Annotated in this window: 23 protein-coding genes and 2 pseudogenes; 11 read left to right on the top strand and 14 right to left on the bottom strand. The window is 70.3% G+C overall.

The features are described 5' to 3' along the window. Positions 1 to 99: 99 nt before the first annotated feature. The 5 genes and pseudogenes from ABZ477_RS09510 to ABZ477_RS09490 all read left to right on the top strand — a co-directional run. Positions 100 to 993, top strand: coding sequence for a hypothetical protein (locus ABZ477_RS09510; protein ID WP_360131453.1), 894 nt, complete (start codon positions 100 to 102; stop codon positions 991 to 993). 96 nt (positions 994 to 1,089) lie between these two features. After that, on the top strand, positions 1,090 to 1,701 hold the full coding sequence (locus ABZ477_RS09505) for an antibiotic biosynthesis monooxygenase (RefSeq protein WP_360131451.1): 612 nt from the start codon (positions 1,090 to 1,092) through the stop codon (positions 1,699 to 1,701). A 2-nt stretch (positions 1,702 to 1,703) separates the two neighbouring features. Further along, on the top strand, positions 1,704 to 2,624 hold the full coding sequence (locus ABZ477_RS09500) for an aldose 1-epimerase family protein (protein WP_360131448.1): 921 nt from the start codon (positions 1,704 to 1,706) through the stop codon (positions 2,622 to 2,624). A 133-nt stretch (positions 2,625 to 2,757) separates the two neighbouring features. Then, positions 2,758 to 3,855 (top strand): DUF998 domain-containing protein, encoded by a 1,098-nt coding sequence (locus tag ABZ477_RS09495; protein ID WP_360131445.1) that lies wholly within the window; start codon positions 2,758 to 2,760, stop codon positions 3,853 to 3,855. A 288-nt stretch (positions 3,856 to 4,143) separates the two neighbouring features. Further along, a pseudogene (locus tag ABZ477_RS09490) lies at positions 4,144 to 4,677 on the top strand (DUF998 domain-containing protein); the annotation flags it as partial. A 160-nt stretch (positions 4,678 to 4,837) separates the two neighbouring features. Here ABZ477_RS09490 and ABZ477_RS09485 read toward each other — a convergent pair. The 5 genes from ABZ477_RS09485 to ABZ477_RS09465 form a co-directional block, all read right to left on the bottom strand. Further along, entirely contained in the window at positions 4,838 to 8,077 is a 3,240-nt protein-coding gene (locus ABZ477_RS09485; RefSeq protein WP_360131442.1) for an efflux RND transporter permease subunit, read from the bottom strand. 154 nt (positions 8,078 to 8,231) lie between these two features. Continuing rightward, positions 8,232 to 8,633 (bottom strand): CrcB family protein, encoded by a 402-nt coding sequence (locus ABZ477_RS09480; RefSeq protein ID WP_360131439.1) that lies wholly within the window; start codon positions 8,631 to 8,633, stop codon positions 8,232 to 8,234. Continuing rightward, positions 8,630 to 9,064, bottom strand: a complete 435-nt coding sequence (locus ABZ477_RS09475) for a CrcB family protein (RefSeq protein ID WP_360131436.1) — start codon at positions 9,062 to 9,064, stop codon at positions 8,630 to 8,632. The genes ABZ477_RS09480 and ABZ477_RS09475 overlap by 4 nt, the downstream gene beginning before the upstream one ends. Positions 9,065 to 9,124: 60 nt before the next feature. Further along, on the bottom strand, positions 9,125 to 10,087 hold the full coding sequence (locus ABZ477_RS09470; RefSeq protein ID WP_360131433.1) for a DNA topoisomerase IB: 963 nt from the start codon (positions 10,085 to 10,087) through the stop codon (positions 9,125 to 9,127). Between the two features lies 1 nt (position 10,088). Then, positions 10,089 to 10,358, bottom strand: coding sequence for a Rho termination factor N-terminal domain-containing protein (locus ABZ477_RS09465; protein ID WP_360131430.1), 270 nt, complete (start codon positions 10,356 to 10,358; stop codon positions 10,089 to 10,091). Positions 10,359 to 10,615: 257 nt separating this feature from the next. On the opposite strand from ABZ477_RS09465, the gene ABZ477_RS09460 reads away from it, so the two are divergent. Beyond that, complete coding sequence (locus tag ABZ477_RS09460; protein ID WP_360131427.1) at positions 10,616 to 10,780, top strand: hypothetical protein; 165 nt, start codon at positions 10,616 to 10,618, stop codon at positions 10,778 to 10,780. Positions 10,781 to 10,922: 142 nt separating this feature from the next. On the opposite strand, the gene ABZ477_RS09455 is transcribed toward ABZ477_RS09460, so the two are convergent. Then, a complete protein-coding gene (locus tag ABZ477_RS09455; protein WP_360131424.1) occupies positions 10,923 to 11,681 on the bottom strand; it encodes a MerR family transcriptional regulator in 759 nt (252 codons plus the stop codon). 165 nt (positions 11,682 to 11,846) lie between these two features. Between ABZ477_RS09455 and ABZ477_RS09450 the strand changes: the two genes are divergently transcribed. Then, the gene (locus tag ABZ477_RS09450; RefSeq protein WP_360131421.1) at positions 11,847 to 12,701 is read left to right on the top strand and encodes a DUF4097 family beta strand repeat-containing protein; all 855 of its coding nucleotides are present in this window, start codon (positions 11,847 to 11,849) and stop codon (positions 12,699 to 12,701) included. After that, the gene (locus tag ABZ477_RS09445; protein WP_360131418.1) at positions 12,701 to 13,321 is read left to right on the top strand and encodes a PadR family transcriptional regulator; all 621 of its coding nucleotides are present in this window, start codon (positions 12,701 to 12,703) and stop codon (positions 13,319 to 13,321) included. Before ABZ477_RS09450 ends, ABZ477_RS09445 begins: the two co-directional genes overlap by 1 nt. 50 nt (positions 13,322 to 13,371) lie before the next feature. On the opposite strand, the gene ABZ477_RS09440 is transcribed toward ABZ477_RS09445, so the two are convergent. Further along, on the bottom strand, positions 13,372 to 13,968 hold the full coding sequence (locus ABZ477_RS09440; protein ID WP_360131415.1) for a TetR/AcrR family transcriptional regulator: 597 nt from the start codon (positions 13,966 to 13,968) through the stop codon (positions 13,372 to 13,374). 96 nt (positions 13,969 to 14,064) lie between these two features. On the opposite strand from ABZ477_RS09440, the gene ABZ477_RS09435 reads away from it, so the two are divergent. Next, a complete protein-coding gene (locus ABZ477_RS09435; protein ID WP_360131412.1) occupies positions 14,065 to 14,448 on the top strand; it encodes a cupin domain-containing protein in 384 nt (127 codons plus the stop codon). Position 14,449: 1 nt separating this feature from the next. Here ABZ477_RS09435 and ABZ477_RS09430 read toward each other — a convergent pair whose 3' ends face one another. Beyond that, complete coding sequence (locus ABZ477_RS09430; protein ID WP_360131409.1) at positions 14,450 to 14,989, bottom strand: universal stress protein; 540 nt, start codon at positions 14,987 to 14,989, stop codon at positions 14,450 to 14,452. Between the two features lie 168 nt (positions 14,990 to 15,157). Between ABZ477_RS09430 and ABZ477_RS09425 the strand changes: the two genes are divergently transcribed. Then, positions 15,158 to 15,331, top strand: coding sequence for a DUF3073 domain-containing protein (locus ABZ477_RS09425; RefSeq protein WP_360131406.1), 174 nt, complete (start codon positions 15,158 to 15,160; stop codon positions 15,329 to 15,331). Between the two features lie 127 nt (positions 15,332 to 15,458). On the opposite strand, the pseudogene ABZ477_RS09420 reads toward ABZ477_RS09425, so the two are convergent. From ABZ477_RS09420 to purM, 3 genes and pseudogenes are all read right to left on the bottom strand, one after another. Continuing rightward, positions 15,459 to 16,704 (bottom strand): annotated as a pseudogene (locus ABZ477_RS09420) (MFS transporter). Positions 16,705 to 16,836: 132 nt separating this feature from the next. Then, complete coding sequence (gene purF / locus ABZ477_RS09415) at positions 16,837 to 18,297, bottom strand: amidophosphoribosyltransferase (RefSeq protein ID WP_360131403.1); 1,461 nt, start codon at positions 18,295 to 18,297, stop codon at positions 16,837 to 16,839. Between the two features lie 23 nt (positions 18,298 to 18,320). Next, positions 18,321 to 19,454: a phosphoribosylformylglycinamidine cyclo-ligase gene (gene purM, locus ABZ477_RS09410; RefSeq protein WP_360131976.1), complete on the bottom strand. Its 1,134-nt coding sequence runs from the start codon at positions 19,452 to 19,454 to the stop codon at positions 18,321 to 18,323. Positions 19,455 to 19,664: 210 nt separating this feature from the next. On the opposite strand from purM, the gene ABZ477_RS09405 reads away from it, so the two are divergent. Further along, positions 19,665 to 20,276, top strand: a complete 612-nt coding sequence (locus ABZ477_RS09405) for a zinc-binding alcohol dehydrogenase (RefSeq protein WP_360131400.1) — start codon at positions 19,665 to 19,667, stop codon at positions 20,274 to 20,276. A gap of 11 nt (positions 20,277 to 20,287) precedes the next feature. Here ABZ477_RS09405 and ABZ477_RS09400 read toward each other — a convergent pair whose 3' ends face one another. From ABZ477_RS09400 to ABZ477_RS09390, 3 genes are read right to left on the bottom strand one after another with little or no spacing between them, the layout of a single operon-like run. Then, positions 20,288 to 20,635, bottom strand: a complete 348-nt coding sequence (locus tag ABZ477_RS09400; RefSeq protein WP_360131397.1) for a potassium transporter Trk — start codon at positions 20,633 to 20,635, stop codon at positions 20,288 to 20,290. Between the two features lie 7 nt (positions 20,636 to 20,642). After that, a complete protein-coding gene (locus tag ABZ477_RS09395; protein WP_360131394.1) occupies positions 20,643 to 21,113 on the bottom strand; it encodes a hypothetical protein in 471 nt (156 codons plus the stop codon). Between the two features lie 38 nt (positions 21,114 to 21,151). Beyond that, the gene (locus ABZ477_RS09390) at positions 21,152 to 21,520 is read right to left on the bottom strand and encodes a sterol carrier family protein (protein ID WP_360131391.1); all 369 of its coding nucleotides are present in this window, start codon (positions 21,518 to 21,520) and stop codon (positions 21,152 to 21,154) included. Between the last annotated feature and the right edge of the window lie 7 nt (positions 21,521 to 21,527).

The raw sequence follows: 21,527 nt of genomic DNA, 5'->3' as shown, positions 1-21,527 counted from the left end.
CCGACCCTTCAGGGTAGCGGACGCACCTGGGAGAACGCCTGCGTGCGAGACGATCACGCCGTCCGCGACACTGGGCATACAAGGACGGAAGGATGCCGCATGCGCCGTCGCATCGCCCTCACTGCCGCCGCGATCATCGCGCTGGCATCGATTCCGAGCGCGTGCGCGACCCCTCGCGGCCCAGGCGGCTCCCCCGGCGGAGCACCCGCACCGACCGAGACGCTCGTGCACGGCTCGGCGGAAGGCGGGCCGCCTCCGTTCGTCGTCCGCTACGACCAGACCGAGCTGCAGCTCGCCGCGACGAGCTGGTGCTACGGGAATGGCTGCGCCGACGGCATGGACGAGAACCCGCCATCGATCGGCTCGCCCTCAGAGGTGCTCGTCTTCGTCCCCGTGACGAGCTTCGATGAGCTCTCTGTCTCGCAGACCAGCGGCGAGCGCTGGGCCTGCGACAGCCGCCTGCTCGAGGCCGTCGTCGAGGACCTCGGCGGCGGCTGGTGGTCGATCGAGCCCCGGGGTCCCGCCGACGACTACCTCATCGACCTCTTCGCCTCCGGGGACGGCGACATGGCGGCCTCGTTCCGCTGGACCACGACCGAGGACCGACCCCTGCCCGAGCCGACAGCATCCCTCGCCCTCGTCGTCGACCACGACGGCGAACCCGACTCGTACGGGCTCGAGCTCTCCGTCGCGAACCTCTCGGCCACGCCCGAGGAGTACTCGGCGACGATCAGCACGACGGCGTCCAACGCCCGGTCGCTGACCTTCGACGCCCAGCCGGCCGAGCACTGCGCAGGCGAGGGAGCCCTGTACTTCGACGAACCGGATGCCGAAGCAAAGGCCGCGGCGGAGCTCGGCGATTTCCCCTTCGAGTACCGCGTCGTGCTCGAGCTCGACGGCGAGACCTATGTCGCCGAGGCGACCTACCCGGACGATCTCATCGAAGAGCACGGCGTCGCCGTCGACCTGGAGTTCACGCCCGCGCTCCCCTGACCCGTGCTCCTCCGACCCGGGCTCGCCCGACCCGCGCTCCCTGACCTCCGCTCGGTCATCGATGCGCCCGGCACGCCGCGCACAGAGAATGGTGGCATGGTCGAGCCCGAGCCCCACCCCATCACGGTCGCGATCGAGCGCCGCATCGACCCGGCGCGGACGATCGAGGCGACGAGCTGGATGCAGGCCGGCACTGATCTCGCGACCGGATTCGACGGCTTCCTCGGATCGGGGTGGGTGCGCGCCGGCGAGAGCAGCGACCTCTGGTACATGCTCTACCGGTTCCGCGACAGGCCGACGCTCGACGCGTGGGAGCGTTCGACGCAGCGCTCGTGGTGGCTCGATTCGGGAAGGGCCTTCGCGAGCGAGGTCCGCGTCGAGCGGCGGACGGGCATCGAGGGCTGGTTCGACGCCCCGTTCGCGACGCACGTCGAGACGCGGCATCCGACGGAGCGGTCGGCGACCGGTCCGATCCAGCAGCCGATCCCCCCAGCGCCGCCCCGGTGGAAGCAGGCCGTCACGATCTGGCTCGGCTTCTTCCCGACCAACCTCCTCGCGTCCTGGCTCCTGGGCTTCATTCCGGGCTTCACCGAGTGGCCGCTCGTCGCGCGCGTCCTCCTCGCGACGGTCCTGCTGACCCCCGTCATGACGTACCTCGTCCTCCCGTGGGTGACCCGCACCCTGCGACCCTGGCTCCAGAAAGGCTGACCATGCCCCAGACCCGGTACCCCACCGGCACGCAGCACGTCCTCCGCTCGGCCGACGGGCGCGTGACGGCCGAGATCGCCCAGGTGGGCGCCTCGCTCCGCGCGTTCGCGGTCGACGGCGTCGACCTCGTGCCGCGCTATCCCCTCGAATCAGCCGCTCCGGCCGGATCGGGCACGGTCCTCGTGCCGTGGGCCGGCCGCGTGCGCGACGGACGATGGACGCAGCGCGGCCAGACGCGTGAGCTCGCGATCACGGATCGCCCGACGGGCAGCGCGTCGCACGGCCTGCTGCGCTTCGCCTCGTACCAGGCCGAGGCCGAGGCCGAGTCATCCGTGACGCTCTCTGCGCCCGTCGTCCCGCAGACGGGGTATCCCTTCCATCTCGAGACGAGCGTCACCTATGCCCTCAACGGCATGGGCCTGGATGTCACCCACTCGCTCACCAACGTCGGCCCCGACGACGCTCCCGTGGCCCTCGGCGCGCATCCGTATTTCTGCATCGGCGACGTCGACACCGTCGATCTCGTCCTCACCTCTCCCGGGGCGACGCGGTTCGTGCTCGACGACCGCAAGCTTCCCATCGCCGAGGAGCGGGTGGATGCTGCGACCGACCTCCGCGACGGACGCGCGCTCGGCGAGCTGAGCCTCGACACCGGATACGGCACGCTCGCGCGTGACGCCGACGGCACTGTGCGGACGACCCTCGCGGCACCGGACGGCCGGACCCTGACGATGTGGCAGGGCGAAGGGTTCGACTACGTGCAGATCTTCACGACCGACCGCTATCCGGGCCAGCCCGTCGCGGTCGCCATCGAGCCCATGACCGCCCCGCCGGACACCCTCAACTCGGGGCAGGGTCTGCGCTGGCTCGCGCCGGGCGAGACATGGGTGCTGCGCTGGGGAGTCGTCTACCAGACGCCCTGAACCGCGACGGCGAGCTTCTCGGACCGGGCCGCCGAGGCATCCTGAACCGGACAGCGAGGGCCGATCGCAACGATTGCGCCACCACCCTCGGCGGATGAGTCCGGCGGTTCCCGGCGCGCCTACACTGTGCGCTATGCCCGACATCGTCGCCCCCGCCGGTACGGCATCGCAGCCGCACACGGCCGCTCCGGCACCCAGTCTGCGCGTCGTCAACGAAGGCCTCAGCGCCGGCGTCTCGGCCGGTGTCCTCGGCGCGATCCTGGGCCTGCTCGTCACGTGGCTCTGGCCCGATCTCCCGCTCTCCGGCACCGGCTCCTTCGGTGACATCTCGTCGATCCTCGCGGGCGCCGTCGCCATCGCCTCGACGAGCACGGGGTACTGGCGCTCCCGGCACTCCGCGGGTCAGGAATGGCGGCTGTCGCTGGCGCCGTGGAAGTTCGCGGTCAACGCGGTCTCCGTCGTCATCGTCCACACGATCATCGCGATGCTCGCGACGATCGCCGGCTACTTCATCCTGAGCGAGGCGTTCCTCGGCCTGACGATGGTGCCCTTCTGGGCAGCCGTGCTCATGGCGATCAACCTCGGGTTCGTCGCGCACTTCACGTACGTGTCGGCGTCGCGCATGACGACGCAGCGCATGTCGTCGCTCCTGATGGCCTTCATCCTGGTCGGCGCGCTCACCGCGATGGTGACGACGCCCGACCCGGAATGGTGGCACCTGCACTTCTCGCACCTCGGCACCTTCGAGAGCTCCGTCTCGAGCTGGATCTTCAACGGCACGCTCATCGCGGGCGGTCTGCTCGTCACGACGTTCGCGGTGTACGTCGCGCATGACATGCACGCCCTCGCCGACCGCGGCATCCTGAAGCGTGCGAACAGCCCGCGCATCGTGTCGGTCGTCTTCGTCGTGATGGGCATCATGCTCGCCGGCGTCGGGCTCGTCCCCGTCGATGTCAATCTCGTCGTCCACAATCTCTCGGCGACGGGAATGGCCATCGTCTTCATGGGACTCCTCGTGTCGGCGCCCCGCGTGCTGGCCGGGATGCCGCGCACCTTCTTCGTCGTGACGTGGGGATTCCTTGCGGCGCTCGTCGTGTCGATCATCCTGTTCGTCACGCAGTACTTCCTGCTGACGGCCTTCGAGATCATCGTCTTCGCGCTCGTGTTCGCCTGGATCGCCGTCTTCATCCGGTTCCTGGGGCTCGCGGCGCAGCAGGCCGCGCCCGCCTGAGGAACTCGCAGGACCGGATGGAGAGCATCCCTGTGCGGTCTTCCGTGACGCCCACCCGGTAAATCCGCAGGGGCCTGCGGGTTACGGTAGTCCGGACGGCGTGCCGTCTCCCCAGGATCACGTGGGCTGCCCGAGGCGATCCGGGCTGCCCGTCGAGTGGGGCGATTGCCGGAGGTTGGATCGCCTTGACGCTATGGGGTGGGAGTGTCCACGACGATCCTTTTGACGCGACCGGGGGGTCGCGTCGCTGAGGCCGCTGCAAGACTGGATGCGCGACGGCTCGCGATCATGTCCGTCGCGCTGCTCGTGTTCGGAACCGCCCTCGCGGCAGCCACGACGACCGACTACGGCTGGTGGCGCCTGCACTTCAGCGAACTCGGCACGCACCGCGACTTCTCCGGGACGGCGTTCAACCTGGGCGCGATGTCGGCGGGAACCATGATGCTCGCCTTCGCCGCCCGCGTGCGGCGCGAGTTCCGCGACGTGCGCGTCCGGCTCGAGGACGTCGTGCACGCGCGCCACCACGTCTCGCGGATCCTCGTCGGGCTCATCGCCTCGTTCGGATTCCACCTCGCCCTCGTCGGGCTCGTCCCGCTCGACATCAACACACCGCTGCACGAGCGCGGCGCGTCCGGGACGATGCTGTCCTTCCTCGGCATCCTCGTCATCATGCTCGCGAGCCCCTGGACCCCTCGGCGCCTGCGGCTCATCTCGGCGGGGATCGCCGCGATCCTGGTGCCGTCGATCGTCCTGTTCGTCATCGGCGCCATCAGCCTGGCCGGGCTCGAGGTGGTGGGCTTCTCGCTGATCTTCGTGTGGCTCGTGGCGTTCAGCTCTGCCCTGCGCCGCGCCGCCCAGCCGCAGGCGCAGCGTCCTGCGGCTCGGCCGCAGGGGCGGGATGCCGTCACCCTCCGGTCGCGCCGGCACGTCGTCCCGCGAGGACGGCGTCTGCGAGGCGCCGGACGCATCCGGCGCCTCGCGATCACTCGTGCGAGTGGTCCCGCCGCGAACGGAGTGTCTGCTTCACGGGTGCGGCAGGGGTCAGTCCCGAGGCGATCAGGCCCGGCTCTGCTGCAGCGGCGGCCGGCGCCGGCGACCCGTCGCCTCCGTCGCCTCGAGGTGTCGCGGCATCCGTCCCGCCCGACTTCCGCGCCGCTCGGCGCTCGCGCGCCCCTTCCACGAGGTTGTAGAGGGTCGGCAGCACGAGCAGCGTCAGCACTGTCGAGGAGATGAGGCCGCCGATCACGACGATCGCGAGCGGCTGCGAGATGAAGCCGCCGTGGCCCGTGATGCCGAGCGCCATGGGCGTGAGGGCGAAGATGGTCGCGAGCGCCGTCATGAGGATCGGGCGCAGACGACGTGAGCCCCCGGCGATCGTCGCCTCGTGCGCCGAGAGCCCCTTCTCGCGGTACTGGTTCACGAGGTCGACGAGGACGATCGCGTTCGTGACAACGATGCCGATGAGCATGAGGACGCCGATGAGCGACGCGACGCCGAGCGGCACGCCTGTGATGATCTGAAGCAGGATCGCGCCTGTCGCCGCGAACGGCACCGACACGAGCAGCAGCAGCGGCTGGCGCAGCGACTTGAACGTCGCGACCATGACGATGTAGACGATCAGGATCGCCGCGAGGAGCGCGAGGCCCAGCTGCGAGAAGGCGTCCTGCTGCTGCGTCACGACACCGCCGAGCTCGGCATCCGCCCCCGTCGGCAGGTCGGTGTCGGCGAGAGCCTCATTGACCGCGGCGGACGCGGCATTGAGGTCGTCGGTCGACGGCGTGACCGTCACGGTCGAGGTGCGCTGACCGCGCTGCGTCGTGATGGACGTCGGTCCCTCCGTCTCCTCGACCGTCGCGATGTCCTCGAGCGGGATGAGCCCGGCGGCGCTCGGCACCTCGAGCTCGCGGAGCTCCTCGATCGTCGTCGGCGGCTCGGGGACGGCGAGGTAGACCGTGAGCGCCGTCTCGTCGATCTCGACCGAGCCGATCGAGCGCGGCTGCATCGTGTTCGAGACGAGCGCGCCGACGGCGACCTCAGACAGCCCGAGCTCGGCAGCCGCGTCACGGTCGACCGTGACGGCGACGTAGGGAAGGGATGCCGCGAGGTTGCTCGTGACCTGGCCGATCCCGTCGGCGTCCTCCATCGCGGCGACGACGTCGTCGGTCGCCTCCTGCAGCGTCCCCTGGTCGGGCGCCGTGACGTCGATCTCGATGTCGCTCGACCCGAAGCCTCCGCCGCCGCTGGAGACGGTCACGGTGCCGACGTCGTCGAGGTCGGCGACCGCCTCCTGGACGTCCTCGCGCACCTGCACCTGGTCGGCGTCGGGATCGGTCGTGATGGAGTACGTGATGCCGCCGCCACCGCCCGTGAACGCGTCGCGGAGCGCGGAGCCGCTCGAGCCGATCGAGGTCTGGACGGTCTCGATTCCGTCGACTTCGAGGATCGCGTCCTCGACCTTCTGCGCAGCCTCGTCCTCGGCCTCGAGGCTCGCGGCAGGACCCACCTCCTGCGTGACCGTGAAGGTGTTCTGCCCGGAGTCGCCGAGGAAGTTCGTCTTCATGAGCGGGGCTGCGGCGATCGTGCCGACGAGGACGAGCACGGCGAGGCCCAGAGTCACCCACGAGTGCCGCAGCGTCCAGCGGAGGACCGGCAGGTACGACTTCTGCAGGCGCGTGGGCGGGGCGTCCGGGGCCTCCGGATCGATCTGGCGGCCGGACTCGTCGAGGATCGGCTTGCCGGGCTTGAGGAACCAGTACGCGAGCACCGGCACGATCGTGAGCGCGACGAGCAGCGACGCCGCCATCGCGAGCGTCACGGTGAGCGCGAACGGGCGGAAGAGCTCGCCCGTCACGTCGCCGACGAACGCGATCGGCAGGAACACCGCGACGGTCGTGATCGTCGATGCCGTGATGGCCGTCGCCACCTCGCGCACGGCGCGGATGATCGACGGCAGCTTCTCGGCGTCGCCGACGTAGTGGCGCTTGATGTTCTCGATGACGACGATGGCGTCGTCGACGACGCGGCCGATCGCGATCGTGAGGGCGCCGAGGGTCAGGATGTTGAGCGAGTACCCGAACGCCTGGATGCCGATGAAGGTCAGCAGCACGCTCGTGGGGATCGAGATCGCCGTCACGAGCGTCGCGCGGACCGAGAGCAGGAAGACGAGGATGACGAGCACCGCGAAGACGAGGCCGAGGAGGCCCTCCTGCGCGAGCGAGTCGATCGATTGCTGGATGTACGGGGCCTGATCGAAGACGACCGTGAACTCGGCATCCTCTCCGATCGCGTCCTGCATCGCGGGGATCGCCGCGGTGACGGCCTTCGAGACGTCGACGGTGTTCGCGGCGGGCAGCTTCGTGACCGCGATGGTCAGGGCGGGCTCGCCGTTGACGCGCGAGATCGACGTCACGGGGTCCTGCTCCTGCGAGACGGAGGCGACGTCCTCGATCGTGACCTCGCCCGCCTGAGCCTGCGCGGGCGTCGACGGCACGAGCGGCAGCGCGGCGATCTCGTCGGCGGAGGTGAGCTTGGCGCCCGTCTGGACCGTGAGGGTCTGATCCCCTTCGTCGACCGTCCCGCCGGGGAACAGGACGCCGTTCTGCTGCAGGGCGTCGGTGATCGCCTGCTGCGTGTAGCCCGCTTGCGCGAGCTCCTCGGCATCCGGGGTGATCGTGACGCGCTCGCCCCGGCCGCCGACGATGCCTGCGGCGCTCACGCCATCGATGTCCTCGAGATCCGGGATGACCGATGACTCGAGCTGCGACTGGATCGTCGCCTCGTCGTCGTACCCCGTCACGGCGAGCTGGATGACCGGCAGGTCGTCGAACGAGAACGACACGACGTTCGGCTCGACGTTCTCGGGCAGGTCGCTCTTGATGCGGTTGATCGCCTGCGTGATCTTCTGCTCGGCCGTCGCGAGGTCCGTGCCGTAGGTGAACGCGGCCTGGATGATCGACGCGTTCGTCGAGCTGGTCGCCGTCGTCGATTCGAGGCCGGGAATGCCCTGGATCGCCGCCTCGATGGGCGCGGAGACGTCGTTGCTGACGACCTCGGGCGACGCGCCCGGATACGTCGTCACGATCGACAGCTGCGGGAACTCGATCGACGGGATGAGCTCCTGCTTGAGGCTCGTCAGGGCGATGCCGCCGAAGATCGCGGCGACGATCGTGACGAGCGCGATGAGCGCGCGGTTCTTCAGGCTCAGGATGGCGAGGTTCGACACGGGTGCCTTCGCAAAGAGAGTGGGATCGCCGGATGCTGCGGCCCCGCGCCGCTCGGAAGCCGAGGGACGCGGCCGATACGCGGATGTATCGAAATTCAGTATCGCACGCCGCCGGGAGCGCTCCGCCGCGTTCAGGTCCGGCGGCGGATGCCGCTCAGGCCGGGAGCCAGCCCGCGATCAGCCGTCCGGCGCCGATGCCCAGAGCTGCGGCCGCGACCGCGAGCCCGAGTGTTCCCAGGAGGTTCACCCAGGCCCAGTCCCGCCGGCCGCCGCGGCCGAGGAGGACCGTCTCGACCGACACGGTGCTGAAGGTCGTGTACCCGCCGAGGAGTCCCACGCCGATGGCCGTCGCCCAGCCGTCCTCGATCGCCGAGCCGAGCCCCGTGAGCACGCCGAGCGCGAGGGAGCCCGTGACGTTGACGATCAGGATGCCGAGCGGGAAGACGCCGCGGCGGCCCCGCATGACGATCGCATCGATCGCATAGCGCAGACCCGCGCCGAGTCCGCCTGCTCCCGCGACGACGAGGAACAGCATCCATCCGCTCCACGGGGTCATTCGGCCGCCTCCGGAGGCTCGACCCTGCTCGCCGGCACGTGCGCGCCCGCGTGTCCCACGCGCAGGCCGAGCGCCGCGGCGAGCACGCCGGTGAAGATCGACATGGCCGCGAGGATCAGGCTCACGACGGGAGCCGTCCCGCCCGTCTCGGCGACCTGGACGGCGAACGCGCTGTAGGTCGTGAAGCCGCCGAGGATGCCCGTGCCGACGAAGGCGCGCAGCAGGGGGCGGCGGTCGTCCACCCAGCCGACGAGCACGCCGAGCAGGAACGACCCCACGAGATTCACGGCGAGCGTCACGGCAGGGACGACGAGCGAATCCTGCGCGTCCTGGAACGGCAGCGTGATGGCGGCACGGCCGGCGACGCCGAGCGCGCCGCCGAGCACGACCGCCACGAACGCGGCCGGCGTGAACGCACGGCGCCGCACCATAGCCACACTGTAGAAGCGGCACACGCCGGCACCACGGCGCGCGCGCCGCGAGCGGCCGTGTCAGGGTCGCAGGAGGTCCCTGATCGCCGCCTCGGGAGAGCGACCGAGGTCCAGGACGCGGCCCCGGCCGTACGCCGCGAACACCCGCGGGTCGATGTAGCTCGACCGCGCCACCGCCGGCGTGTTGCCGAGCGCCTCCGCCGTCGCGCGCACGGCGAGCAGCTCCGCGCGCTTGCGGTCGCGCTCGGTGTCGACCGTGCCGATGCGAGCGAGCGCCTGTGCGGCGAGCGTCGTTCCGCGCAGCGTCCGGAAGTCCTTCGCCGTGAAGCGGCTGCCGGCGATCTCGCGGATGTAGTCGTTGACCTCGGAGGGGGTCAGTGCGACGCGCCGCCTCCCGCGCCGGTACGCGAGCAGCGGAGCCCGCGGGCTGCCCGCGACGAGTTCGGCGACGACCTCGGCGAGCTCGGCGTCGTCGAGCTCGATGTACGCTCTCTGCCCGCTCTTGGCTGGGAACGAGAGCGTGACGACGGATGCCTCCACCGAGGCGTCCCGGCGGTGCAGCGTCGTGAGGCCGCGACTGCCGTGCCGCTCGAGGTACCGCGCGGATCCGATGCGGGGCGCCCCCTCGTCGAGCAGCCGGAACGAGGCGGCCAGCACGCGCTCCCGGCCCAGCCCCTCGCCGCGCAGCGACGATGTGACGCGCCGGCGCGCGCCCGGCAGGGCCTCGGCGAGCAGGAGCGCGCGGGCGAACTTGCCGCGATCGCGGCGCTCGCGCCAGCGCGGGTGGTACAGGTACTGACGCCGGCCCGCGTCATCCGTGCCGACGGCCTGGATGTGGCCGAGCGGGTCGGCCGAGATCCAGACGTCCTCCCATGCCGGCGGGATGACGAGGCGGTGGATCCGCTCGCGATCGGCCTCCGCGGCGGCCGCCCCGTCCCCCGTCAGATAGCGGAAGCCCGAGCCCGCGCGGACGCGCCGGATGCCGGCATCCTCTCCCGGCCTCACCCGGACCAGTCGCGCCACGTCAGTGGCCGCGCAGCATGCCGATGAGCTCTGCCTTCCGCTTGCCCGAGTAGCCCGAAAGACCCAGCTCCTTCGCGCGCTTGCGGAGGCGCTCGACGGTCCAGTCGTCGTAGTCGCCGGACTTGCCGCCGCGCCGGCCGACGTTCGAGCGGCCGTCCCGCGCCGCGGCGTTCGAGATGCGCGCCGCCTTCTCCTTCGAGTTGCCCTCGTCGCGCAGCTCCTCGTAGAGCTCGGGGTCCTTCAGGCTGTTCGAGCCCCTTCCCTTCGGCATGGCACTGCCTCCTCTCGGTGGGCGCGACACTACCGGCGCGGCGGGCCTGCATCGGGGGGATTGACAGCATCCGGGCTCGGGCCTACGCCCGGATCGAGAGACCCTGTGCGGCGTGGTGCGGCGCTGCCCCCGCGAGTAGCACCGCCCATCGAGGGCCGTCAAGCCCCTCCCAGGTGGCGGGGGCCGATGGGAGGTTTGCGTATGCCCCACCGGGCATCCGCTCACCCAGCGGTCCATCATGCGAGAAGGAGCACCCCATGAACCTCGCCCTCATCATCATCGTCGTCGTCGCGATCATCCTCGCGATCGTCGGTGGCTTGAATTCCGCCCTCAACTGGCTGCTGTGGGTCGCGATCATCGTCGGCATCATCGCCCTGATCGTGTTCCTGTTCCGACTGATCAGCGGCCGCAACCGCGTCTGACGACTCCGGACGATGAGTCCCGCACATCGGGCGTGCGGGACTCGTCCTTTCTGCGCCGGACCCCCGGGGGGCCGGTCCCGCGCAGAACGAGAGAGCGGATGCCTCGATTCCGAGGCATCCGCTCTTATTCATCCGCGGGCGGCTACAGGTTGGCGTCGGCGTAGACGCGCAGCGTGTCCCGCACGAAGGCCGCCCCGTCCTGTCCGCCGTAGTTCTTCGCGAACCGCGGGTCGGCGACGTACATCTCGCCCAGGCCGATGACGTAGCCCTTGACGTCCCCTCCCGGGGCCGCAGCCGGCGTGCCCGGGATGCCCGTGAGCCACTCCACGTGACGGCGGGCGAGATCCTGCGCCTCGGCGCTGTCGGGCGCGATGCCCGCTTCGGCCGCCGCGATCCAGTCGGCGCCGAGCGCCTCGCTCCGAGCCTTCCATGCCGCCTTGGCGTCGGCATCCATTCCGCGCCACCAGGCGTCGGAGCGCGCGTACGCCTCCTTGCCCCAGCGCTCCTCGACCTCGTCCTTGTACTGCGTGTGGTCGAAGCCGTCGAACATGTTCTCTGCCATGAGTCGTTCACCTCCTCTCAGTGCTCTGATGGTCTCCTCGACCGACGCGACCTGACGGCCGAGCCGGTCCTGCTCCTGGCGGAGCCACGCGAGGTGGCTCTCGAGGGCGCTCTCCTCCGAGGTCTCGCGCGTCAGCACGTCCGCGATCTGCGGGAGCCCGAGTCCGAGCTCGCGCAGCAGCAGGATCCGCTGCAGGCGCACGAGCGCGGCCTGGTCGTAGTGCCGGTAACCGTTGTGCGCGATGCTCGACGGTCTCAGCAGCCCGATGTCGTCGTAGTGCCGCAGCGTCCGGCTGGTGGTGCCGGCGAGCTTGGCGATCTGCTGGATCGACCATTCCATGGCGCCCTCCTCTCTTCGCGTTCCACGCTAGAGGTTGACGCTGCGTCAAGGTCAAGCCGCATCTTCCGGCGGATGGATGCTGTCGCCTGGCGTGAACGCGATATATCGTGTTATCGTGATCGCACGCGATATATCGCGAGTCACTCAGACCACAGGAGACACACCATGACCCTCGAGAAGTGGATCATCCACCCGGGCGAGACGCGCGTCATCGACATCGAGGACGTCCGCAAGCTCAAGATCGGCCTCATCGGAGGCCAGGTCGACGTCGTCGCCCACGACGACCCGGGCGTCCGCATCGAAGTCCACGCGGTCACCATCAAGGACCTCCGCATCGAGGCGACCGGCGACGTCGTCGAGATCGACCACCCGCAGCTGCGCTGGGACAACTTCCTCGAGGTGTTCCGCAACTTCGGCTCCAGCGGCCCCAAGGCCGAGATCAGCGTCGCCGTCCCCCGCTCGATCGCGCTCAACCTCGGTGTCGTGTCGGCGAGCGCCCTCATCTCGGGTGTGCGCAACGACGCCAAGCTCAACACCGTGTCGGGCGACATCATGGCCGACTCGATCCAGGGCGACGTCTCGGTCAACGCCGTGTCGGGCGACGTCAACATCCGCGACCTGACGGGCACGCTCAACGCCAACACGGTGTCGGGCGACATCGCCGCAACCGGTTCGCTCCGCAAGACGACCGTCGACACGGTCTCGGGCGGCGTGCTCGTCGACTCGACGGGCGATGTCCACTCCGTCACGATCAACGGCGTGAGCGGCAACGCGACGATCCGCCTCGACCAGGACCTGCCCGCCAACTACGCGATCCGCAGCGTCGGCGGCCGCGTCCAGGTCGACGGCGTCGTCCGCTCGGGCCAGGGCGGCATCACGACGAACTACACCGGCTCGATCGGCGAGCTCAGCGGCAGCTTCGCCGACGTGCGCGCGAACACCGTGTCGGGGGACGTGACGGTGCTGCGCCGCGCGAGCGTGCCGGCATCCGAGCCCCACGAATCAGGAGAGGAGTGGTGATGGCCCCCGTCTTCTCGCACGGCGACCTTCGGCTGTACCTCCTGAACCTCCTCGACGAGGGGCCGCGGCACGGCTACGACATCATGCAGGCGCTCTCCGACCGCACCGGCGGGACGTACACGCCGAGCGCCGGCACGATCTATCCGCGCCTGGCGAAGCTCGAGGAGGAGGGCCTGGTCACCAAGACGGTCGACGGCCGCAAGACGGTGTACCAGATCACCGAGGCGGGGCACGCAGAGGTCCAGGCGCGCGCCGGCGAGCTCGAGGGGATCGAGGCGGGTCTCGCCGACTCGGTCCGGCTCATCGCCGACGAAGTGCGCGGCAGCGTGCGCGAGGCCATGAAGAGCCTGCGCGCCGACCTCGCCGCCGCGGCGCAGGACGACCGGGGCGGCGGAGGAACGACGACCTACGCCCCGTCCCCCGTCGACGACGTGCGCACCGCGAGCCGCGAGCAGCTGCACCGTGCCGAGGCGCTCGTGGCCGAGTTCCGGGCACGAGTCCGCAGCGACCTGCGCACGCACGTCGCGCGCGGCGGTGCCATCGCGGAGTGGACCATCGACGACCTCGAGTCCGCTCTCGAGGAGGCCGCCCGCTCAGTCACCCGATCGCTGCGCGGCTGATCCGACTGTTCGACGGCCCCGGGTTCGCGAGAGTCCGGGGCCGTTCCGCGTCAGGCGCCCGCGCGGGGTGCTGCGCCGAGCGCCGCGAGCAGCGAGGCGGCGATCGCGTCGAACCGCTGAGAGCCTTGGTAGGGGCGGGAGACGAGCATCGCGCCTTCGAGGCCGGCCAGCAGCGTCTCGGCCGCGTCGCGAGGCTCGGCGGCCCCGGTCAGCTGACCGTCGCGCACGCCGTCCGCGATGACGCGCGACAGCCACTCGGTGTTCTTGTCGAAGAACCGCGCGACCTCGGTCTGCGCGTCGGGCGACAGCGTCGCATAGTCCGACGCGAGCATGCCGCACAGGCACATGCGCCCTCGCGCGAGCACTCCCCCGTAGACCTCGGCGTACCCGCGCAGGCGGGCTGCGGCATCCGTCTCGCCGTCGTCGATCCGATCGAGCTGCGCGAAGAAGCGGCGCGCGTACCGCTCGATGAGCGCGTGGACGAGATCCGCTTTCGACGGGAAGTGGTAATGCAGCGACGCCTTCCGGATGCCGAGACGGGCCGCGATGTCGGCGTACGACATGCCGTTGACACCTCGCGTCTGGACGAGCTCCTCGGCGATGTCCAGGATGCGGTCGGCCGTCGTCGCGGTCGTGGTGCTCGACATGTCGCTCATCGTAATCCGATCCCGCTCTTGCGCCTACCTTCTGGTAGGGAGACAATCTGTCTACTAGTAGGTAGACACTGCGTCAAGGAGGACGAGATGCAGACCACAGAGCACGAGACCTTCTCGAGCCCCTCCGAGGTCCGGACCTTCCCGCACGGCAAGGCCGAGATCCTCGAGGTCGGCGACAGCACGATCGGACGGCTCATCCTCGAGCCGGGATGGCGCTGGTCGAACGACGTCGGGCCGATCGCCGGCACCGAGTCGTGCCTCGCCCCCCACTTCCAGTACCACGTGCAGGGCAGGCTCGGCGTCCGGATGGACGACGGCACGGAGTTCGTCGCCGGACCGGGTGACGTCACGAGCCTGCCCCAGGGCCACGACGCGTGGGTCGTCGGCGACGAGCCCGTCATCGTCGTCGACTGGTACGGCTCGACGAACTGGGCGAAGGCCCCGGCGCACGCCGAGGCCGCGAGCGCCTGACCTAGGCCGGCCAGATCTCCTCGTCGTCCGCGACGGGCTCGCCCAGCGGGACGACGAGGATCGGCCGATGCTGGCGGTGCGCGAGTCGCGCCGCGACGGAGCCCGTGAAGAACTCGCGGATGGACTCGCCGATGCCGTGCTTGCGCGTGCCGACCACGATGAGACGGGCGTCCACCTCGTCGGCGAGATGCTTGATGGCGATCGCCGGGTCCCCGACGAGCTGCCGGGCCGTCCACGACACGTCGTGGCTTTCCAGCGCCTTCGTGGTCTCGGCCTTCACGATCTCGAGATCGCCTTCGCCACCGCCGATGTTCATGTCGATGGGCGCCGAGTGGACGTAGCCGTCCGGGTCCTCGTACGTCACGAACCGCGTGACGTCGACGTGGACGACCAGGAGCGGTGCGCCGAGCACCTTCGCGTAGCGAGCCGCCTCTTTCACGACTCGGGCGGGCTCACCGGGGACGATCCCCGCGATGACGGCTCCGTGGAGTTCTGTGTGGGCCGCCTCGTCGTTCGCGAGCTCGGATGCCTCGTCCGCCATTGGTACATCGCCCCTTCCGCATGCGCGTGCGCCGCCGGTGCCCCGACGCTCCGTGTTATTCTGAATGCTACTCTTACCGGCCTGAGCAGCCGGATGTGATTGCCCGGGCTACGGACAGCGGGACGCCCGCTTTGAAGCCCGCGACTCGGAAATGAGGGGGTCTCGCATATGGGGCGTGGCCGTCAGAAGGCGAAGAACACCAAGATCGCCCGTGAACTCAAGTCCTTCAGCCCGACCGTCAACTACGCGGCACTCGAACGCGAACTCGGTCACCACGAAGGCGAGTACGTGGACAAGTGGGCCGACCAGTACTCCGACGAGTACGAGGACGAGCGGGCCTGACGCGACTCGATCGCTGAATCGTCAGGACACGGATGCCGCGGTTCGCATCGTGGTGCGTGCCCGACGTGGGTTCGTCGTGCCTGAAAGCGGTTCGGCGGACGTCCGCCCGGGTCTCTGAGAGGCGCACTCACTCGTCCTGATCGGGCTCCGACCAGGCACCGTGGCGATGCTCCCACTCGTCCTCGACGGTGTGCGGGCGGGCGGCGAGGACACCGGCCGGGATCGCGGCGGCGATGACGACGGCGAGGAGCCACAGCGAGCCGACCCAGGATCCGGTCCGCTCGTAGATGACACCGAACGCGAGAGGGAAGCCGGCCGCGATCCCGTAGCCGACGCTCTGCACGAACCCGCTGAGCGCGACCGACCCTTCGTGCGTGCGCGCGCGCAATCCGAGCAGCACGAGGACGACCGGGAAGAGCAGCGGCGCGATGCCGAGGAGCGCGACCCACAGCCACGGCGCCGCCGCCGGCGCCACGAGGAGTCCGGCGACCGCGAGGAGCCCCGTCACGACCGCGACGGCGTAGAGCGACCGCACGATCCGGAAGCGGGCGACGAGCAGCGGCACGAGCAGCGATGCGGGCAGGCCCATCGCGGCGAAGAGCGACAGCATCGCTCCGGCGGACTGCGGGCGTGACGCCGGCGACGTCGACGAGGAGCGTCGGCAGCCATGCGAAGGCCGTGTAGGCCAGGACCGCGGAGCTCGCGAAGCTCACGGTGAGCCCCCACGCGACCGGCAATCGCCACAGGCGAGCGAACACGCCGTGACGCGAGACCTCGAAGTCGTCGTCCGGATCTCGCCGCGTGCGGACGAGCAGCGCGAGCCACGGCACGAGCGCCGCCACCGCGAACACCGCCCACATCCCGAGCGAGACACGCCAGCCCGCGGCATCCGCGACCGGCACGGCGACGAGCGGCGGCAGGAACGTCGCGACCGCCATCGTCGTCGAGAACACGGCCGTGAGCAGCCCGATGCGGTCGGGGAAGTACTTCTTCACGAGCGGCGGCAGCAGCACGTTGCCGACGCCCACGGCGGCGAACAGGACCGTCGTGCCGATGAGGAGCGTGATCGAGTCGACGGCGAACGCCCGGCCGGCCATCGCGAGCGTCGCGACGGTGAGGGCGACGACGACGAGCCGCTCGAGGCCGACCCGGCGCTCGAACTGCGGGGTCAGGATGCCGAGCACGGCGAAGCACACGGGCGGCGCCGTCCCGATGAGCCCCACGACCCATTCCGGGAGCGGAAAGTCCGCCGCGATGTGATCGAGGATCGGCGAGAGCGACGCGACGCCCGAGCGGAGCGAGAACGCCAGCAGGACGATCCCGATCAGGGCGAGGGCCCGCCCACGCCACAGCGGACGGGAGTGGTGGCTCACCGTTCGAGCCTACGCAGTACCCGACCGTTCCTTCGCCACCGGATCGACAGGTCAACCACGCATCCGGAGGGGGGAAATCACGGATTCGTCCTGCAGATCCGTGGTTGACCTGTGCGGCGCGTGCGGACGGCGTCAGGACTCCTGGGAGCCCTCGACCCACGCGAGGTACTCGTCCGAGACGGTGCCCGTGACGTACCGGCCGTCGAAGCAGCTCATGTCGAGGTCGTCCAGGTCGGAGCCCTCGAGGATCGCCGCCTTGAGGTCCTCGACCTCCTGGTACACGATGTAGTCCGCGCCGAGCTCCTCGGCGATCTCGGGGATCGTGCGACCGTGGGCGACGAGCTCGTGCCGCGAAGGCATGTTGATGCCGTAGACGTGCGGGTAGCGGACGGGCGGGGCGGCCGAGGCGAACGTGACGCTCTTGGCGCCGGCATCCCGCGCCATCTGGATGATCTCTTTCGAGGTGGTCCCGCGCACGATCGAGTCGTCGATGAGCAGGACGTTCTTGCCCTTGAACTCGCTCGACATCGCGTTGAGCTTCTGTCGCACGCTCTTCTTGCGCACCGCCTGCCCCGGCATGATGAAGGTCCGGCCGACGTAGCGGTTCTTGTAGAACCCCTCGCGGTACTCGATGCCGAGCTTGCGGGCGACCTGCATCGCGGCGGGGCGCGACGAGTCCGGGATGGGCATGACGACGTCGATCGCACCCTTGGGCGTGTACTTGGCGATCGTGTCGGCGAGGCGGTCGCCCATGCGCAGCCGCGCCTCGTAGACCGAGATGCCGTTCATGATCGAGTCGGGACGCGCGAGGTACACGTACTCGAACGAGCACGGCGCGAGCTGCGTCTGCGCGGCGCACTGCTTGGTGTGCAGGCGCCCCTCGAGGTCGATGAACACGGCCTCACCCGGGTCGACATCGCGGACGACCTCGAACTCGCCGTTCTCGAGCACGAGCGACTCGCTCGTGACGACCCACTCGTAGTGGCCGTCCTCGTGCTTGCGCGTGCCGAGGATGAGGGGGCGGATGCCGAACGGATCGCGGAACGCGAGCAGTCCGTATCCGGCGATGAGGGCGATCGTCGCGTACGAGCCCTCGACCCGCTCGTGGACCCGCGTGACCGCCTCGAAGACCTGCTCGGGGTCGAGCTGGAGCCCCTTGATCGAGCCCTGCAGCTCGTTGGCGAGCACGTTGACGAGCAGCTCGGTGTCGCTGGACGTGTTGAGGTGCCGGCGGTCCTTGTGGAAGAGCTCGTCGGTCAGCTCGCGGGTGTTGGTGAGGTTGCCGTTGTGCACGAGCACGATGCCGTACGGGGCGTTGACGTAGAACGGCTGCGCCTCCTCCTCGCTGGAGGCCGTGCCCTTGGTCGCGTAGCGCACGTGGCCGAGTCCGAGGTCGCCGAGGAGCGCGCGCATGTCGCGCGTGCGGAACGCCTCGCGCACCTGGCCCTTGGCCTTGGCCATGTGCACGACGCCGTTGTGCTCGGCGGTCGCGATGCCGGTCGAGTCCTGACCGCGGTGCTGCAGGAGGAGCAGGGAGTCGTAGATCTCCTGGTTGACGGGCCCGCGCCCGACCATCCCGACGATTCCGCACATGTGTTGTTGCTTCGCTCCGTTTGTCAGTGGGTTGCGACGTCGTGGTCGCCGTACGTGCCGACGAGGCGGACGGCCCCGCCGTCGACGCCCTTCGCGCCCTGCTCGAATTCGCCCTCGGGATGCGCGCCCGACTGGACGAGCCCTGCGCGCCAGGTCGCGATCCCCGCCGCGGTGAGGGCGGATGCCGCGGCATCGGCCGTCTCGGGCGCCACGACGGCGAGGAACCCGATGCCGAGGTTCCACGTGCCTTCGGTCTGCTCGAGCGACAGGTCGCCGAGGTCCGCCAGAACCCGGAAGACGGGGGAAGGCGACCACGTCGAGCGGTCGACCTCCACCCACGTGCCCTGCGGGAGGACGCGGGCGAGGTTCGCCGCGATGCCTCCGCCCGTGACGTGGCTGAGCGCGTGGACGCCGTCGCCCGTCGCCTCGACGAGGCGCAGGAGCGGCGAGGTGTAGAGCCGAGTGGGCTCGAGCAGGGCCTCGCCCCACGTCGTGCCGAAGTCGGCGGCGTTGTCGCCGTACTGGATGCCGGCGCGCGCGACGATGTGGCGGACGAGCGAGTAGCCGTTGGAGTGCAGGCCGCTGGAGGCGAGGGCCAGGACGACGTCGCCGTCGCGCACGCGATCGGCGCCCAGCATCCGATCCGCCTCGACGACGCCGGTCGCGGCGCCCGCGACGTCGTAGTCGCCCGGTCCGAGGAGGCCGGGGTGCTCGGCCGTCTCGCCGCCGACGAGGGCCGTTCCGGTCGCGGCGCAGCCCTCGGCGATGCCGCGGACGATGTCGGCGATGCGCTGCGGGAAGACCTTGCCGCACGCGATGTAGTCGGTCATGAAGAGGGGCTTGGCCCCGACCACGACGATGTCGTCGACGACCATGCCGACCAGGTCGAGCCCGATCGTGTCGTGCTTGTCGATCGCCTGCGCGATCGCGACCTTCGTGCCGACGCCGTCGGTGCTGGTCGCCAGGAGCGGCCGGCGGTACGAGTGCAGGAACGAGGCGTCGTACAGGCCGGCGAAGCCGCCGACGCCGCCGAGGACCTCGGGACCGTGCGTGCGCCGGACGGCCGACTTCATCAGCTCGACGGCGAGGTCGCCGGCAGCGGTGTCGACACCGGCTGCGGCGTAGGGGTTGGAAGGGGCGGCGGGGGCGCCCGTCACGGGCGCGTCGTCGGTGGGAGAGGCCACCTGTCAAGAGTACCGGCGGGTTCGCTGGGCGGATGCCGGATGACGGGGCCCCCGTTCCCCGCCCCTTCCCCCGCGGTCCTTCCGCGAGAGCGCCCGTATGTCCTCCGAAGGGGGCCGGATGAGGACACAACGGCGTTGTCGCGACACGCGCCGGAGGGGGAGTCGAGATTTAGAATGATCCGCATGAGCAGCGGCGCCACGCCTGAATGGGTGATTCGCGAGGACGCGAGCCAGCCTGTGCTGCTCGCGCTCTATCTGCGCCAAGTGCTCGGCATCCGCTCCCCCGATGAGCTGCCGCAGCTGCGCGGCATCCCGCCCCGCGAGAACCAGCGGGACGATGACGCCCAGGCGCGACTGGAACGGCAGTGGCGCGAGTACTGGGCGATGACGGTCGAGCCGCAGGCGCACCCGTCGCCGGTCCCGCTGGATCTCGTCGACGGGTTCGACACGCTCGTCGCGCTTCCGCTCGAGGGCTGCGACGACCTGCGCGAGGCGATCACGCCGTGGGCCGCCGAAGCGCTCGCGTACTCGCAGTCGGCGAAGGAGCGCTACCGCAAGGACGCTGCCGCCAAGCCCGGGGTCTCGTATCGCGCCTACGCGAGCGCGATCGCCGAGCACGAGCGGCAGGTGGGCAGGCGCGCGCACTCGTTCGAGCTGAACGTGCAGGTGCTGCCGCTGTCGCAGCGCGGTGTGTGGTGGATCGGATCGCTCACGATCGCCGTCACGGACGGACTGCGGGGGGATGTCGCGGCCTTCGACGCCGCGATCCACCCGATCATCGCCGAGCTGGCCTGACCGGCCGCGCTTCAGGCTTCGGGGGGACCCTGGATCGTTTCGCGGTCCACCGTCACCTCGCGCGCCTTCCGACGGCTCGCACGGTCGAGGAGAAGCGCGACGGTGCCGAACACGGCGAGCCCGATCGCGACGCAGATCAGCGAGAGGAAGCCGAACACCTGACCCGTCGAGTAGACGAGGCCGGTGTTGGGACTCTGGTTCGCCGTGCCGTCGTAGGCGAACGTCAGGATCATGGCGACGAGCAGGCCGAGGGCTGCCCCCAGGATGAGGAAGACCGAGAACTTCGGCGCTCGGCGCACGCGGACCCGCTCGGTGCGGGTGCCGGCCTCGGGCGTCGGAGGGGTGGCTGCGTCGGACATCTCTCCATCATCCCTCAGGCTGTCGCTCGGGCGGTTCGTCGCGAGCGTCGCCGCGTTCGGCGTCCGCCTGCCGCACCCAGGTCGGGATCTCGTCCGTCATCGGTGAGACCAGGTCGTCGACGATGACCGTCGAATGCTCTGTGATGACGGGGCGGCTGCGGCGCGACAGCAGGCGATCCATCACGATGATGGCCGTCGCGGCCAGCAGGAGCGTGATCGCGACCCATACGACCGCGAGGACTCCGAAGATCCAGACGACTCCCGAGAGCTGGGACGAGAACGGATCGTCGGTCGTTGCGACGACGGTCGACGCCGCGGTGTGGACCGCAGCCGCGACGAGCCCCGCCACGACGCTCAGGAAGAGGATGCGCCCATAGCGAGGGGCGCGCCGCACCGCGCCGGTCTCCCACTCCTCGTTGACGACATGCTCGTTCTCCGGCAGGTCGTCGTCGTAGGCGGTGATGGGCTCACGTCCCATGCACCCATTGTCCGCCCGTCGGGCTCGAATGGCTCCGGTCAGGGGCGCAGCGGAAGGAGCGCCGACAGGTCGGACCGGACGCCCGAAGCGCGGATGCGGCCGGCGGCGGCAGCATCCGCCCAGTGCTCGGCTCCCGTCGCGAGCGCGATCCACGTGTCGGCGTCGGTCTCGACGACGTTGGGGGGTGTGCCGCGCGTGTGCCGGGGGCCCTCGACGACCTGGACCGCGCCGAACGGCGGCACCCGCATCTCGACGGAGTTGCCGGGTGCCTTCTCGGCGAGCAGCTGGAGCAGGTAGCGGACGGCCGTCGCGTGATCCGTGCGGGATGGGCGGGCGGATGCTGCTCCCGCCGCGCGCACCGCGTCCAGCGCCGCGCGGCCCTCGGCGACGTCGATCTTCTTGGCCACGCCTCCA

Origin of the sequence: Microbacterium sp. NPDC019599, from assembly GCF_040632175.1 — a bacterium.
GTDB lineage: Bacteria > Actinomycetota > Actinomycetes > Actinomycetales > Microbacteriaceae > Microbacterium.
This window is presented reverse-complemented; position numbering and strand designations above follow the sequence as displayed.

What these genes read in the sequence shown, in the direction of transcription:
- ABZ477_RS09510 (WP_360131453.1), top strand. Translation starts at nt 100, where the DNA reads ATGCGCCGTCGCATCGCCCTCACTGCCGCCGCGATCATCGCGCTGGCA.
- ABZ477_RS09505 (WP_360131451.1), top strand. Translation starts at nt 1,090, where the DNA reads ATGGTCGAGCCCGAGCCCCACCCCATCACGGTCGCGATCGAGCGCCGC.
- ABZ477_RS09500 (WP_360131448.1), top strand. Translation starts at nt 1,704, where the DNA reads ATGCCCCAGACCCGGTACCCCACCGGCACGCAGCACGTCCTCCGCTCG.
- ABZ477_RS09495 (WP_360131445.1), top strand. Translation starts at nt 2,758, where the DNA reads ATGCCCGACATCGTCGCCCCCGCCGGTACGGCATCGCAGCCGCACACG.
- ABZ477_RS09480 (WP_360131439.1), bottom strand. Translation starts at nt 8,633, where the DNA reads ATGACCCCGTGGAGCGGATGGATGCTGTTCCTCGTCGTCGCGGGAGCA.
- ABZ477_RS09475 (WP_360131436.1), bottom strand. Translation starts at nt 9,064, where the DNA reads ATGGTGCGGCGCCGTGCGTTCACGCCGGCCGCGTTCGTGGCGGTCGTG.
- ABZ477_RS09465 (WP_360131430.1), bottom strand. Translation starts at nt 10,358, where the DNA reads ATGCCGAAGGGAAGGGGCTCGAACAGCCTGAAGGACCCCGAGCTCTAC.
- ABZ477_RS09460 (WP_360131427.1), top strand. Translation starts at nt 10,616, where the DNA reads ATGAACCTCGCCCTCATCATCATCGTCGTCGTCGCGATCATCCTCGCG.
- ABZ477_RS09455 (WP_360131424.1), bottom strand. Translation starts at nt 11,681, where the DNA reads ATGGAATGGTCGATCCAGCAGATCGCCAAGCTCGCCGGCACCACCAGC.
- ABZ477_RS09450 (WP_360131421.1), top strand. Translation starts at nt 11,847, where the DNA reads ATGACCCTCGAGAAGTGGATCATCCACCCGGGCGAGACGCGCGTCATC.
- ABZ477_RS09445 (WP_360131418.1), top strand. Translation starts at nt 12,701, where the DNA reads ATGGCCCCCGTCTTCTCGCACGGCGACCTTCGGCTGTACCTCCTGAAC.
- ABZ477_RS09440 (WP_360131415.1), bottom strand. Translation starts at nt 13,968, where the DNA reads ATGTCGAGCACCACGACCGCGACGACGGCCGACCGCATCCTGGACATC.
- ABZ477_RS09435 (WP_360131412.1), top strand. Translation starts at nt 14,065, where the DNA reads ATGCAGACCACAGAGCACGAGACCTTCTCGAGCCCCTCCGAGGTCCGG.
- ABZ477_RS09430 (WP_360131409.1), bottom strand. Translation starts at nt 14,989, where the DNA reads ATGGCGGACGAGGCATCCGAGCTCGCGAACGACGAGGCGGCCCACACA.
- ABZ477_RS09425 (WP_360131406.1), top strand. Translation starts at nt 15,158, where the DNA reads ATGGGGCGTGGCCGTCAGAAGGCGAAGAACACCAAGATCGCCCGTGAA.
- purF (WP_360131403.1), bottom strand. Translation starts at nt 18,297, where the DNA reads ATGTGCGGAATCGTCGGGATGGTCGGGCGCGGGCCCGTCAACCAGGAG.
- ABZ477_RS09405 (WP_360131400.1), top strand. Translation starts at nt 19,665, where the DNA reads ATGAGCAGCGGCGCCACGCCTGAATGGGTGATTCGCGAGGACGCGAGC.
- ABZ477_RS09400 (WP_360131397.1), bottom strand. Translation starts at nt 20,635, where the DNA reads ATGTCCGACGCAGCCACCCCTCCGACGCCCGAGGCCGGCACCCGCACC.
- ABZ477_RS09395 (WP_360131394.1), bottom strand. Translation starts at nt 21,113, where the DNA reads ATGGGACGTGAGCCCATCACCGCCTACGACGACGACCTGCCGGAGAAC.